Here is a 12,395-nt window from a genome sequence, read left to right as displayed (position 1 = left end):
CAGAGCGAACCGGGTCTCCCAGGCCTGGTTCGCGTGCCGGTCCTGTGGATTCGTTGATCACGCGGACCGCAACAGCTCCCGCAACATCCGCCGGCAGGCGGAAGAGTTGTGGCGACGCGGGGCGCAGTCAACCGCCCCAGACCCACCCCCGACACCCGAGGGCGGGACAGGACGCAAGCGCAGCACCACACCCAGTGGCGCCCGCTGTGCAAGCCCGGGACTTTAGTCCCGGGTCGTTGACTCTTCTCGAACGCCCTTCTTCGCGACCGGAGCCTCTCCTGGTGCGCGGTAGGCGTACTGACGTACCTCCTCAGCCTCCCGAACGGCGCCCGCGCCACGATCCGAACCCTCGCCGAGCAGCGCAAGGAGGGGCGGGCGCGGATCGCTTCCGCCCTGCGTGAGCTGGAGGAATCCCGGTATCTGCGGCGGGTGGTGCGGCAGGATCCGGTGACACGTCAGTTCTCCACGATGTACGAGGTTTTCGATACTCCGTACGAGGACGAGCCCCCGGCGGGTGAACCTGAAAAAGTTCAGGACCGGGCCTCCGGTGAGTCGGGAGGCGCGGCCGAGGGCGCTACCCCTTCGGGGGAAAACACGGTGGAACAAGAACCTCCCTCCCCGCCGTCCGAGCCGGAGCGGGAGGAGCCGGAGGAGCCGGAGCCGAGCGAACGCACCGCGGCTGCCGCCCGGTTCCTCGGCTCGCTCGGCCGGACGCACCCAGGGCTCACCCTCGGTGCCGCCGAGGCGCTGCGGCTCGCGCCGCTCGTGGAGGCGTGGTGGGACGCGGGGGCGAACGGCGCGCAGGTGCGGGCCGCTTTGACCGACGGTCTGCCCTCCCGGATCCACTCCGCGCGGGCCCTGGTCGAGGACCGGCTGCGCCGCAAGCGCCCGGCTCCGCCGACGCCGACCCCCGCGACGACCGTCGAGATCGCCCTCCGCAGGCCCGGCGCGGAGGCGTTCCGGGACGCGGCCCGCCGGGGCGGCGCGACGGTTCGCGCGCTGCTGCGCGGGCAGCCCGCGCCCGCGTAGCCACACGCAGACTCCCGGCCGGCAACCGTCCGCCGGGTCCTTCGAAAGAAACGGAGCGTCGATGACCGTCGTACTCGAACGCCCTGAGGTGGTATACCGCCGGTATACTGTGCTCATGGCTGACACCACGATCAAGGTCGACCCCGCCGTCCGTGACCGTCTCCAGGAGCTCGCCCGGGAGCGCGGGATGAGCATGCGTGACCTGGTCGCTCAGCTGGCCGGGGCCACTCCCACCAAGGAAGAGCTGCGCAAGCAGTACGAGGAGACCAGGGCGTACGTGGAGGAGCACTTCCTCGGCAGGCCCTACACCGAGGAGGACGAGAAGGCCGGCGAGAAGCTGTGGGCCGACCTCGAGGCCGGGCGCATCGGGGAGGTCCAGTGATGGACGAGAAGCGATACCCGCTGCCGCGTGCGGTCATCTTCGACGACACCGCTGCGCTCGCCCTGGGAGCGGGAAACAGCATGGCTTCGCGGCTGGTCGTCGAGGCCGAGAAGGACCCGGCGTTGCGCGTGTACATTCCCGCGCTGAGCCTCGCCGCAGCCGAGCGCGAGCGTGCCGGAGTCGCCGAACACGTGGGCGCGCTGCCGTCCGTGAACATCGAGGGACTGGACTTCGCGGCGGCCTCCTCCGTGGGCAAACGGCTGAGGACGGCGGCCGCCGAGGGTGAGGAGCCGGACGGCAAGGCCGAGGACGACTGGAGCGGTGCCCATGTGCTGCACCTCGCGCTGCCGACCGTCGAGTGGCCGCACGGCCGTCCCGTCCTGACCAGGACGCCGACGCGCTACCGCGGAACCGGCATCCGGACCATCCGTATCGTCGAACAGGCGTGACCCCAAGGGGCGCCCCCCCGGCAGGGAGCGCCCCCCTTTCGCCGGGCATATCCTGAAATCGCCACCCGCGCGCGTCGACCGAAGCAGCAGAAGAAGGTGACCGCGATGCGCATGATGATGAGGGCGTCCATGGATACGGAGAGGGCCAACGAGCTGATCCGGAACGGGACTCTCGGGAAGCTGATCGAGGAGTCCATGGCGCAGATCAAGCCCGAGGCGGCCTACTTCACGGCGGACGGCGGACGCCGGACCGCCTACGTGTTCTTCGACATGGCGGACCCGTCCGACATGCCGGTGATCAGCGAGCCGTTCTTCCTGGAGCTGGGCGCCGACCTCACCTACACGCCGGTGATGAACATGGAGGACGTCCAGAAGGGGCTCTCCCGGCTCGGGCGTTGACCTCGGGCGTCAGCTGAACACGATCATCGACCCCTGCGCCAGACTCCGGGTCGCCGCCGCGTGCAGCCCCAGCCAGACGTGCCGCTCCCGGGCGAAGGGGCTGGGATCGTACGGCGCGGGCACCGCCGGTTCCTCCAACTCCGTCGGCGCCGAGGGCGCCTGGGGCGGCGCCGGCGGGTTCGCCGGGTCGATGCCGATCGACGGGGCGACGAACTCCAGCTCCCGGAGCAGGGAGCGGGAGGAGCCCAGGGGGCCGCCCCCGGCGAGGAGGTCGTCGTTCGAGAGCGGGTGCGGGAAGTCCACCGGGACGTACGCGCCCGCGTGGTCGTAGTGCCAGACCAGGTGGGACTGCTGGGCGGTGGACTCGAACATCTCCAGGAGCTGTTCGTAGTCGCCGCCCAGTTCGTCGACCGGGGTCACCGGCAGCCCGCACACCTGGAGCAGATAGGCGCGGCGCAGGAAGTGCAGCGCGTCGTAGTCGAAGCCGGCCACCGGGGCGACCTCCCCGGTCAGCCCCGGCATGTACTGGAACACCGGCACCGGCGGCAGCCCCGCCTCCGCCAGCACCTTGTTGTACTGCGCGAGTTCGTCGGCGAACGGGTTGTCGGGGGTGTGGCACAACACGTCGACGAGCGGTACCAGCCACAGGTCACAGGCCAAAGAAGGCTCCTCCAGTCGTCAGTCGTGCAGGTCCCATACCCACACTCCGTGCACCCGCCTACCGGGTCGGCCCAACAACTTGTCCACGGTCTCACGCAGGACGCCCGCACGGTGCTGCGGGGCCAGCACGAGTGCGCCCGCCCGCCAGTACGCCAGGTCCTGCGCCGTCGCCTCCCGGGCCGCCGTGTCGACCACCGGGACGATGCCCGTGAACTGGGTTTCCTGGAGCAGACTCGCCGTGAAGCGGAGCGGGACGCCGTACACACCGGTGCGGTCGCCGTCGCCGTACGGCCCGTTGAAGTAGCCGCCCGGCATCCGGAAACCGAGCCCGGTGGCGGTCTGCCAGTGCAGGGCCTCGGCGGCGCCGGGCTCGGCGAGCGGCACGGGGACGAGCGTCTCGCCGTCGCGGACGTACGACTTCCAGGTCCCGTCCGTGAAGAACGCGGGCACCTCGGCGCGCGGCTCGGACCGCAGCGGGGCGGGGACGAGGGGGAGCAGGGCGAGGGCCACGGCGGCCAGTCCCGCGTACCGCACCCCCCGCCGCGGTCCCCGCAGCTCCGCCACCGCCAGGGCGACCAGCATCCCCAGCACCGGGCCGCAGATCATCGCCACCCGGCTCTCGATCACCGACTCGAAGAGGGGCAGCCCGTCGAGGAGCGCCCAGGGGCCGGGGACGCCGCCGATACGGGGGCCCATCGACAGGACGGCCGCCCCCAGGACCGTCGCCGCCAGGGCCCGGACGAGCGGGCGCCGCCGCCACAGCAGCACGGTGATCGCCAGGGCCAGCAGGGCGAGCGGCCAGCCGTAGAAGGCGTTCTGCTCGGTGGGGTTCAGGGACAGCGCCTTCGTGGCCTCGGCGTCGCCCGCCAGCCAGGAGCGCTCGGCGAACGTCAGCAGCGCGCGCAGGGAGTTGGCGGTGCCGGGGGCCGTGCCGTGGTCGATACCGTCGTAGGACTGCGGGCCGGAGAACTGCCAGGCCAGCGGGTAGACGAGGAGGGGGAGGCAGACGGCCGCGGCGATCGCCAGGCCGCGCAGCAGGGGGCGTACGGCCGCCGCCGCCTCCCTCGGGCGCACGGCCGTGTAGCCGAGCGCGAACAGGAGCATGCCGATCGCCGCGAGCAGCAGCGGCTCCTCGCCCAGGAAGCACTGGTACGCCGCCATCAGACCGAGGATCACGGCGTCCCGGCCGACCCGGGTGCCCGTGCACAGCCGCAGGGCGCGGTCGACGATCAGCGGGATCATGAAGAGGACGACGAAGTTGGGGTGCGCGTTGGCGTGGCTGACGAAGGGGGGCGCGAACGCGGCCAGGGCGGCTCCGACGAAGGCCGCGGGCCGGTGCGGGGTCAGGCGTTTCGCGATCAGCCGGTACCAGGCGGCGGCGGTCGCGGCCAGGCCCAGCGTCATCACCAGGCTGAGCGTGACCGCCGGGCCCCACAGCAGCGTCAGCGGGGTCAGCGGCACGGAGAGACCCGGCATGGCCGTGTTGGCCATCAGGTTCACCCCGTCGGGGAAGCCCTGGAGGTCGCTGAAGAGCGGGTTGCGCAGATGGCTGACGTTGTCCGCCGTCACCGCGAAGAACCACTCCCACTGGTTCTGGTCCTGGAGGGAGTCCGTGAGATAGCGGTGTGCCGGGTCGAGGACGCGGCCCGAGTAGAGGGCGGCGGAGAAGACCAGGAAGAGGAGGGCCGCCAGCAGGTCGGCGCGGCGCAGCCGGGCCAGGTCGCGCAGGAAGCGGAGGTAGTCCGGCGGGCGGACCTTCGAGCCGGGCCGGTGCGACCAGTGCACCGGCACCTCGGCGACCGGCCAGTCGGCCCGCTGGAAGTGCCGCAGCACCTCCACGTCGATCGCCCAGCCGTCGACCCGCGAGGCGGCGAACGCGGCGCGCGCCTTGTCGCCGTCGAACAGCTTGAACCCGCACTGGGTGTCCCGGATGCCGCGCACGGCGGTGGCCCGTATGAGCCGGTTGCCGGCCTTGCCGAGGAGTTCGCGGGCCCGGTGCTGGCGGTCGCCCAGGGTGGCGCCCGGCACGGCGCGGGAGCCCACGGCCGCCGCGTGGCCCTCGGCGAGCGCCTGTTCCAGCCGTGCCAGCTCGGCCACGGGGGTGGCGAGATCGGCGTCCGTGACGAGGACCCGGCGGCCCCGGCTGGCGGCCACGCCGAGCCGTAGCGCGTGCCCCTTGCCCCGGCCCTCACCGGTGACGGTACGGATGCGCGGGTTGCGGCGGGCGGCGACCAGGTCACCGGTGGCGTCCGTGGAACCGTCGTCGACGACGACGATCTCCCAGGGGGCCCCGGTCCGTTCGAGATGGTCCAGCAGGGCGTCGAGGGTGGGCCCGAGCCGCCGCTCCTCGTCCCGGGCCGGGACGACCACGGACAGCTCGACGGTCCCGCTGTCGGTCTCGGTCTCGCGGTCGGTGGCCGACGCCGTCATTCGGCCGCCAGCCGCTCGACCAGGGCGACGGAGTCGGCGTTGTACTCGGCGAGCATCCTGCGGGCCGTGGCGGTGTCGCGCCGGTACAGCGCGTCGACGAGATCTGTATGGCCTGACCACAGATGCCCGCGCAGATCGGTCAGCCGCCGCAGGTGCTGGACCGCGCACACCCAGGTCTGCACCCGCAGCCGGTGCAGGAAGTCGGCGAGATAGGGGTTGCCGAAGAAGTCGCTGAGCTCGCGCCAGAAGCGCAGGTCGTAGCCGATCAGGACGGTCAGGTCACCGGCGGCCGCGGCCCGCTGGGCCTCCTCGCCGCGCCGGCGCACCCCGTTGATGGCGGCGGCGACCCGCTCCGGGGAGCCCGACTCACGGACCGACTCCCGGCCGTCCTCCAGCTGCAGGAACATGCCCTCGATGATCAGCGCGCGCGCCTCGATCATGCCCCGGTAGTCCTCCACCGAGTACTCGTGGACCCGGAACCCCCGGTGCTGGTCCGCCTCCAGCAGCCCCTGCGCGGAGAGATCCACCAGCGCCTCGCGGACCGGGGTGGCCGAGACGCCGTACTGCTCGGCGATCTCCTTGACCGTGAACTCCTGCCCGGGCTGCAGTCTCCCCGCCAGCACCTCGTCGCGGAGCGCGTCGGCGATCTGCTGCCGCAGGGTGCTGCGCGTCACGGCGCCGTTGCCGCTGCTGCCGGGCATCTTCGGGGCGTCTCCCTCGGGGCGTAGGGACGGAAAGTGGCGTGCTCGTCGATATGTACGAGCACGCCACCTTACGCGTTCGAAGATTTCAAGCCCCTACACGCGTAGCGTGCGTCCGCTGTCCCCGTCCTGTGCCTACCCGGTGTACTCGTCGGCGACCGAAAGGGCCTGGTCAAGGGCCGCGAGGCCCTCCTTCAGCTCGGATTCCGAGGCATTCAGCGGGGGCACGAAATGCGTCCGGTTCATGTTCACGAAAGGCCACACCCCGGCCTGCTTCGCGGCCGCGCCGAAGGCCGCCATCGCCGCGTTGGCCTCCCCGGCCGCGTTGTAGGGGACGAGCGGTTCCCGTGTCTCGCGGTCCTTGACCAGCTCCAGGGCCCAGAACATGCCCACGCCCCGCACCTCGCCGACACTGGGGTGCCGCTCGGCGAGCGCCCGCAGCCCCGGCTCGACGACGGACGCGCCCAGGCCCCGGGCGTTCTCCACGATCCCCTCCTCCGCCATCACCTCGATGGTGGCGACGGCGGCGGCACAGGCCAGCGGGTGCCCGGAGTACGTCAGCCCGCCCGGGTACGCCCGCCGGGCGAACGTCTCCGCGATCGCGCCGGAGATCGCGACCCCGCCGAGCGGCACATAGCCGCTGTTCACGCCCTTGGCGAAGGTCATCAGGTCGGGGACGACCCCGAACAGGTCGGCGGCGAACCACTCACCGGTGCGCCCGAACCCGGCCATGACCTCGTCCAGGACGAGGACGATGCCGTACTTGTCGCAGATCTCCCGGACCCCGGCGAGATAGCCCGGCGGCGGCACCATGATCCCGGCGGTGCCGGGGACGGTCTCCAGGATGATCGCGGCGATGGTCGCGGGCCCCTCGAAGGCGATCGTCGTCTCCAGGTGCTCCAGCGCCCGCGCGCACTCCTGCTCCTCGGTCTCGGCGTAGAAGCGGGAGCGGTAGAGGAAGGGCGCCCAGAAGTGCACCACTCCGGCGGAGGCGCTGTCGGAGGCCCAGCGGCGCGGGTCGCCGGTGACGTTGATCGCCTGCTGGGTGCCGCCGTGGTAGGAGCGGTAGGCGGAGAGGACCTTCGGGCGGCCCGTGTGCAGCCGGGCCATGCGCAGGGCGTGCTCGACGGCGTCCGCGCCGCCGTTGGTGAAGAAGATCTTGTCCAGGTCGCCGGGGGTGCGCTCGGCGATCAGCCGGGCGGCCTCGGAACGGGCCTCGACGGCGAAGGCGGGCGCGAACGTGGTCATCCGCGCGGCCTGCTCCTGGATCGCGGCGACGACCTTCGGGTGCTGGTAGCCGATGTTGGCGTAGACGAGCCCGCTGGTGAGGTCGAGGTACCGCTTGCCGTCGTGGTCCCAGAAGTACGAGCCCTCGGCGCCGGCCACGGCGAGCGGGTCGATGAGCTCCTGCGCTGACCAGGAGTGGAAGACATGCGCACGGTCCACGGCCTTCACGGCGGCGCCCGCCCGGGGGTCGGTCTGAGGGGTCATGGCCGGTGAGCGTAGGAGAGGGGTGCGGTGCGGCGGTACCGGCGTTCTGTTCCGTCGGCGGGGGGATTCCACGACAGGTTGTCGGGCGTCGCGGAGGCGGCGGGGAGGCATCGGGGAGGCATCGGCCACTATTGACAGCTTGCTGTCCAAATGACAGCCTGTTGTCATGACTCTCCAGCCCGTGCATCTCGCCGTGTACGACACGCTCGCCGACTGGGAGACGGGACACGCGACCGCCTACCTCGCCCGCGCCGGGTACCGGATCCGGACGGTCGGCCCCTCCGAGGACCCGGTGGTCAGCATCGGAGGACTGCGTGTCCTGCCCGACCTCGCCCTGGACGCCGTACGGCCCGAGGACAGCAGTCTGCTGATCCTGCCGGGCGCCGACCTCTGGGACAGCTCCGAGGACCTCGCGCCCTTCGCCCGCAAGGCCCGCGAGTTCCTCGCCGCCGGTACGCCCGTCGCCGCGATCTGCGGCGCCACCGCCGGACTCGCCCGCGAGGGCCTGCTCGACGACCGGGACCACACGAGCGCCGTCTCCTTCTATCTGGCCGCGACGGGATACGGCGGCGGCGAGCGGTACGCCGACGCCGACGCCGTGACCGACGGGGGACTGATCACCGCCGGGCCGACCGAGCCCGTCGCCTTCGCCCGGGAGATCCTCGGCCTCCTCGGGGTGTACGAGGGCGAGGTGCTGGACGCCTGGTACCGGCTGTTCCACGACTCCGACCCGGCGGCCTACGCCGTGCTGGAGAAGGCGACGGCCGACCGGTGAGCCGACCGCGCCAGGAGCTGCTCAGCCGCAGTGCCCTCGGGGTGTTCCGGCTGAACGGCCAGTTCCTCGCGGTCGCCGAGGAGCTCGCCCGGCCCGCCGGGATCAGCGCCGCCTGGTGGCAGGTGATGGGGGCGGTGCAGAGGGAGCCGCTGCCGGTGTCCGGCATCGCCCGGGTCATGGGCATCACCCGGCAGAGCGTGCAGCGCATCGCCGATCTGCTGGTGGGCGAGGGGCTGGCCGAGTACCGCCCCAACCCGGCCCACCGCCGGGCGAAGCTGCTCGCGCCCACCCCCGAGGGGCTCGCGGCGGTCGCCCGCATCGGCCCCGGGCACGCGGCCTTCGCCGACCGGCTGGCCGCGGCCTACGGGGAGGCGGAGCTGGCGGAGGCCGTACGGGTGCTGGAGCGGCTGGCCGGGGTGCTGGACGGCCTGGAGCACCCTGAGGCCGAGTCCCTCGTTACGGAACCGTAGACATCGCGCCACACGACTCCCCGAGGGGCCGGTTTATTCTCGGCTCGATCAGACATGTGGGCGAGAGGTGGCGCTGCGATGGAGAAGTTGGGCCCGCAGGACCCGCAGCGCATCGGCGGCTACCGGCTGCTCGCACGGCTGGGCGCGGGCGGCATGGGCCAGGTCTACCTGGCCCGTTCCGACCGCGGGCGGACCGTCGCGGTGAAGCTGGTCAAGGCGGAGCTGGCCGTGCGGGAGGAGTTCCGCTCCCGGTTCCGGCAGGAGGTGCGCAACGCGCAGCGGGTCGGCGGCTTCTGGACCGCGCCCGTCCTCGACGCCGACACCGAGGCCGCCGTGCCCTGGGTCGCCACCGGCTATGTCGCCGGCCCCACCCTCCAGCAGGTCGTCGGCCACGACCACGGCCCGCTGCCCGAGCGCTCGGTGCGCATCCTCGCCGCCGGCCTGGCCCACGCGCTCACCAACATCCACGCCGCCGGGATCGTCCACCGCGACCTCAAGCCGTCCAACGTCATGGTCACCATCGAGGGCCCCCGCGTGATCGACTTCGGTGTCGCGCGGGCCCTGGAGTCGGTGACCGACAGCGGCCTCACCCGCACCGGCGCGGTCGTCGGCTCACCCGGCTTCATGGCCCCCGAGCAGCTGCGCGGCGAGCAGGTCACCCCCGCCAGCGACGTCTTCTGCCTGGGCTCCGTCCTCGCCTACGCGGCCACCGGCGTCCTCCCCTTCGGCGGCGCCGAAGGTGGGGCGCACGCCCTGATGTTCCGCATCGCCGAGGAGGAACCCGACCTCTCCGGCGTCCCCGAGGGCATCGCCGACCTGGTCCGCGCCTGTCTGCGCAAGGACCCCGCCGCCCGCCCCTCCCTGCCCTGGATCCTGGAGCGCACCGGCACCGGGGACACCCTCGTCGACGGCCACTCCCGCGACCCCTGGCTGCCGGGCGCGCTGGTCGCCCAGCTCGGGCAGCACGCCGTACGGCTGCTGGATGCGGAGGACCCGGAGGGCACCCCGGAGCACAGCGGCCGGCAGGGGTACGCCGACGGGCCCGCGACGCCGGGCGCCCTGCCGCGGACCAGGGTCGCGGGCGCGGGCACCCCGCCGCCGCCCGCCCCGGCCGCCGTACCGCACCCGGCGTACGGCCACACCCAGCAGCACCCGCAGTCCGGTTACGGCCCCGCCGGGTCGGCGTCCAACCCGTACACGGGGGAGGCCCCGGGGTACGGGGGCACCGGGTACGGGAACACGTACGCGAACTCGGGGTACGGGAGCACGGGGTACGGGAGCACGGGATACGGCACCTCGCCGTACGGCGGCCCGCCGCCCGGGGGGCCGACCCCGCCCGCCTCCTACGAGCCGCCCTACGGCCCCGTCGGCGGCCCCGCCCACGACCCCTCCCACGACGACGAGCCGGAGCCGTCGCGGCGCAGTGGCCGCACGACCGTGCTGCTGGTGGCGGTCGCGCTGGTCGTCGCGCTCGCGGCCGGCGGGTCGGTGTACGGGCTGCTCAACGGCGACGACTCCACGGACGGGAAGGCGGGCCCGGCGCCGAGCCGTTCGGCGGGCACCGGATCGGCCGAGTCCACCCCCTCGGAGAGCGCGTCCTCGTCCTCCCCCTCGCCGTCCGCCTCCGCGACGGGCGCCGGCGCGGTCCCGGCCGGCTACCTCGGCACCTGGACCACCACGATCGACAACGAGACCGGCAAGAACACCCGGCAGCTCACCATCACGCAGGGCAAGGTCGGCGACGCCGTGCTCTCGCTCGTCGCCGACGGGGACGCGTACCACTGCGAGTTCACCGCCGAGCTGACCGAACGCCCCGCAGGGAAGGGCCCGTTGGAGATCGGCCCGTCCATCGTCACCTCGGGGAAGCCCCGTTCCTCCTGCACCGCTGGTGCCGCCACCGAGGTCACCCTGCTCGCCGACGGCAGACTGCAACGCGTCAACGCCGACACGGGGGAGAAGCTGACGTACAGCCGCCGGTGAACGTCCGGCGAACGTCCGCCGACCTGAACGGAATCCGCCCTCGGGCAGTCGTACGGTGAACTCACGTACGGCTGCCGGGAGTTGCGGGGGCACCCACAGTGCAGTGGCTGAACGCGGAGAACGTCGTCGCCATCGGGACGGCGGTGCTCGGCATCGTCGCGTCCGGTGTCATGGTCTGGTACGAGCGCCGGGTGCCGCGCCGTAAACGGATCGGCTACCGGGTGCAGATGGACAACCCGATCGGCGACGACATCCGGTCCGGCCGCGCCAACCGCCGCCTCGGGCTGTTCGACGAGACCCCCGACATGGCCGACGCCACCCTGGTCCTGCTCCGGATCGAGAACGACGGCTCGCAGGGCGTCGCCCGGGACGACTACACCGGGCCCGAACGCCACGGTCTCACCGCCGTCTTCACCGGCCGCACCATCCGCGGGGTGTCGGTCACCCAGCCGACCGACACCGACCACCTCATGGACCACTTCACCGCGGACCGGGGCTTCGGCTACGACGGCAACACCCTGCGCATCCCGCGCGTCCCGCTCAACCGCGGCGACCACTTCAAGCTGCTCGTGCTGCTCTCGGGCGGCGACGTCGGCCACGGCATCCGGCTCTACGGCGGGCTGCGCGACGGCGAGGTGCACCCCAACCGCAGCGCCACCCCCGACGACACCCCGCCGCTGTTCAGCCGGGCCGCCCGGCTGATCTCCGTCATGCTCACGCTGTCCGTGGTGACCCTGGCGACGATCGTCGTCGTCCGCGACGACAGCCCGCCCCCGATCGGCTGCGAGCGCGGCACGCTCACCGTGACCGGCTCGACCGCGTTCGCCCCCGTGGTCCGGGAGGTGGCCCGCGCCTACGCGGAGGACTGCGAGGGCGCCGTCATCACGGTCGACGCGCACGGCTCCACGGCGGGCATCCGTGAGCTGACGGCCGAGGGCGCCGGGGCGAAGAAGGGCTCGCCGCCGCTGATCGCCCTCTCCGACGGCCCCAGACCGGCCGGCCTGGAGGAGCTGCGCGAGAACCGGGTCGCCGTGTCGGTCTTCGCCCTCGTCGTCAACGACGGCATCCGGCTGAAGAACCTCTCCACCACCGCCGTACGCCGCCTCTACCGCGGCCGGATCACCAACTGGACGCAGCTCGGCGGCCCCGACCTCCCGGTCGTCCTCGTCAGCCGGGACGCCAACTCCGGGACCCGGCAGGTGTTCCAGCGGCGGGTGCTGGGGCGGGGCGAGATCGAGAACTCCTCCGCCGACTGCGCGCACAAGGACTACCCGTCGTCCCCCGTCGTGCGCTGCGAACTCGACTCCACCGAGCAGGTGCTGAGCACGGTGGCCGCCACCCCGGGCGCCGTCGGCTACAGCGAGCTCAACCTCGCCGAGCGCGCGAAGGGGCTGCACCCCCTCCATCTCGACGGCGAGCCGCCCTCCGTGGACGCGATCGAGCACGGCACCAGCGACTACCCGTACCGCGAGATCGAGTACGCCTACACCTACGGCCGCCCCCCGGCCGACTCCCTCGCCTCCAGCTTCCTCACCTATCTGACCCGGGGAAACGGCCAGGACGTCATCCGCACCCACGGCCACCTGCCGTGCTGGTCCCCGGAGGGGCTGAAACTCTGCGCGTCCTAGC

Annotated in this window: 13 protein-coding genes; 9 read left to right on the top strand and 4 right to left on the bottom strand. The window is 72.7% G+C overall.

Annotation, left to right across the window (positions count from 1 at the left end):
* From ABZ490_RS38905 to ABZ490_RS38885, 5 genes are all read left to right on the top strand, one after another.
* A partial coding sequence (locus ABZ490_RS38905) for a zinc ribbon domain-containing protein (RefSeq protein WP_359001617.1) occupies nucleotides 1-226 on the top strand: 226 nt, incomplete at its 5' end.
* A 371-nt stretch (nucleotides 227-597) separates the two neighbouring features.
* The gene (locus tag ABZ490_RS38900; RefSeq protein ID WP_359001614.1) at nucleotides 598-1,029 is read left to right on the top strand and encodes a hypothetical protein; all 432 of its coding nucleotides are present in this window, start codon (nucleotides 598-600) and stop codon (nucleotides 1,027-1,029) included.
* Nucleotides 1,030-1,144: 115 nt separating this feature from the next.
* Nucleotides 1,145-1,411 (top strand): hypothetical protein, encoded by a 267-nt coding sequence (locus ABZ490_RS38895; RefSeq protein ID WP_359001611.1) that lies wholly within the window; start codon nucleotides 1,145-1,147, stop codon nucleotides 1,409-1,411.
* Nucleotides 1,411-1,860: a hypothetical protein gene (locus ABZ490_RS38890; RefSeq protein ID WP_359001608.1), complete on the top strand. Its 450-nt coding sequence runs from the start codon at nucleotides 1,411-1,413 to the stop codon at nucleotides 1,858-1,860. The genes ABZ490_RS38895 and ABZ490_RS38890 overlap by 1 nt, the downstream gene beginning before the upstream one ends.
* A gap of 105 nt (nucleotides 1,861-1,965) precedes the next feature.
* Nucleotides 1,966-2,259: a hypothetical protein gene (locus ABZ490_RS38885; protein WP_359001605.1), complete on the top strand. Its 294-nt coding sequence runs from the start codon at nucleotides 1,966-1,968 to the stop codon at nucleotides 2,257-2,259.
* 9 nt (nucleotides 2,260-2,268) lie between these two features.
* Here the strand turns inward: ABZ490_RS38885 and ABZ490_RS38880 are convergent, their stop codons facing one another.
* The 4 genes from ABZ490_RS38880 to ABZ490_RS38865 all read right to left on the bottom strand — a co-directional run bounded on the left by ABZ490_RS38880 (nucleotide 2,269) and on the right by ABZ490_RS38865 (nucleotide 7,541).
* Nucleotides 2,269-2,919, bottom strand: a complete 651-nt coding sequence (locus ABZ490_RS38880) for a hypothetical protein (protein ID WP_359001603.1) — start codon at nucleotides 2,917-2,919, stop codon at nucleotides 2,269-2,271.
* Nucleotides 2,920-2,937: 18 nt separating this feature from the next.
* Nucleotides 2,938-5,349 (bottom strand): glycosyltransferase, encoded by a 2,412-nt coding sequence (locus ABZ490_RS38875; RefSeq protein WP_359001600.1) that lies wholly within the window; start codon nucleotides 5,347-5,349, stop codon nucleotides 2,938-2,940.
* Nucleotides 5,346-6,050 (bottom strand): GntR family transcriptional regulator, encoded by a 705-nt coding sequence (locus ABZ490_RS38870; RefSeq protein WP_359001597.1) that lies wholly within the window; start codon nucleotides 6,048-6,050, stop codon nucleotides 5,346-5,348. Before ABZ490_RS38870 ends, ABZ490_RS38875 begins: the two co-directional genes overlap by 4 nt.
* A gap of 135 nt (nucleotides 6,051-6,185) precedes the next feature.
* The gene (locus ABZ490_RS38865; protein ID WP_359001594.1) at nucleotides 6,186-7,541 is read right to left on the bottom strand and encodes an aspartate aminotransferase family protein; all 1,356 of its coding nucleotides are present in this window, start codon (nucleotides 7,539-7,541) and stop codon (nucleotides 6,186-6,188) included.
* A gap of 166 nt (nucleotides 7,542-7,707) precedes the next feature.
* Here ABZ490_RS38865 and ABZ490_RS38860 point away from each other — a divergent pair, with 166 nt between their 5' ends.
* The 4 genes from ABZ490_RS38860 to ABZ490_RS38845 all read left to right on the top strand — a co-directional run bounded on the left by ABZ490_RS38860 (nucleotide 7,708) and on the right by ABZ490_RS38845 (nucleotide 12,394).
* On the top strand, nucleotides 7,708-8,316 hold the full coding sequence (locus ABZ490_RS38860; RefSeq protein WP_359001590.1) for a type 1 glutamine amidotransferase family protein: 609 nt from the start codon (nucleotides 7,708-7,710) through the stop codon (nucleotides 8,314-8,316).
* Nucleotides 8,313-8,786, top strand: coding sequence for a helix-turn-helix domain-containing protein (locus ABZ490_RS38855; protein ID WP_359001587.1), 474 nt, complete (start codon nucleotides 8,313-8,315; stop codon nucleotides 8,784-8,786). Before ABZ490_RS38860 ends, ABZ490_RS38855 begins: the two co-directional genes overlap by 4 nt.
* 78 nt (nucleotides 8,787-8,864) lie before the next feature.
* Nucleotides 8,865-10,766 carry a serine/threonine-protein kinase gene (locus tag ABZ490_RS38850; RefSeq protein WP_359001584.1) on the top strand — a complete coding sequence of 634 codons (1,902 nt, stop codon included), beginning with the start codon at nucleotides 8,865-8,867 and terminating at the stop codon, nucleotides 10,764-10,766.
* Between the two features lie 98 nt (nucleotides 10,767-10,864).
* Nucleotides 10,865-12,394, top strand: a complete 1,530-nt coding sequence (locus ABZ490_RS38845; protein ID WP_359001581.1) for a substrate-binding domain-containing protein — start codon at nucleotides 10,865-10,867, stop codon at nucleotides 12,392-12,394.
* Nucleotide 12,395 lies beyond the last annotated feature (1 nt).

Source organism: Streptomyces sp. NPDC005811 (assembly GCF_040630405.1).
Classification (GTDB): domain Bacteria; phylum Actinomycetota; class Actinomycetes; order Streptomycetales; family Streptomycetaceae; genus Streptomyces.
This window is presented reverse-complemented; position numbering and strand designations above follow the sequence as displayed.

What these genes read in the sequence shown, in the direction of transcription:
- ABZ490_RS38875 (WP_359001600.1), bottom strand. Translation starts at nt 5,349, where the DNA reads ATGACGGCGTCGGCCACCGACCGCGAGACCGAGACCGACAGCGGGACC.
- ABZ490_RS38895 (WP_359001611.1), top strand. Translation starts at nt 1,145, where the DNA reads ATGGCTGACACCACGATCAAGGTCGACCCCGCCGTCCGTGACCGTCTC.
- ABZ490_RS38850 (WP_359001584.1), top strand. Translation starts at nt 8,865, where the DNA reads ATGGAGAAGTTGGGCCCGCAGGACCCGCAGCGCATCGGCGGCTACCGG.
- ABZ490_RS38890 (WP_359001608.1), top strand. Translation starts at nt 1,411, where the DNA reads ATGGACGAGAAGCGATACCCGCTGCCGCGTGCGGTCATCTTCGACGAC.
- ABZ490_RS38865 (WP_359001594.1), bottom strand. Translation starts at nt 7,541, where the DNA reads ATGACCCCTCAGACCGACCCCCGGGCGGGCGCCGCCGTGAAGGCCGTG.
- ABZ490_RS38885 (WP_359001605.1), top strand. Translation starts at nt 1,966, where the DNA reads ATGCGCATGATGATGAGGGCGTCCATGGATACGGAGAGGGCCAACGAG.
- ABZ490_RS38870 (WP_359001597.1), bottom strand. Translation starts at nt 6,050, where the DNA reads ATGCCCGGCAGCAGCGGCAACGGCGCCGTGACGCGCAGCACCCTGCGG.
- ABZ490_RS38860 (WP_359001590.1), top strand. Translation starts at nt 7,708, where the DNA reads ATGACTCTCCAGCCCGTGCATCTCGCCGTGTACGACACGCTCGCCGAC.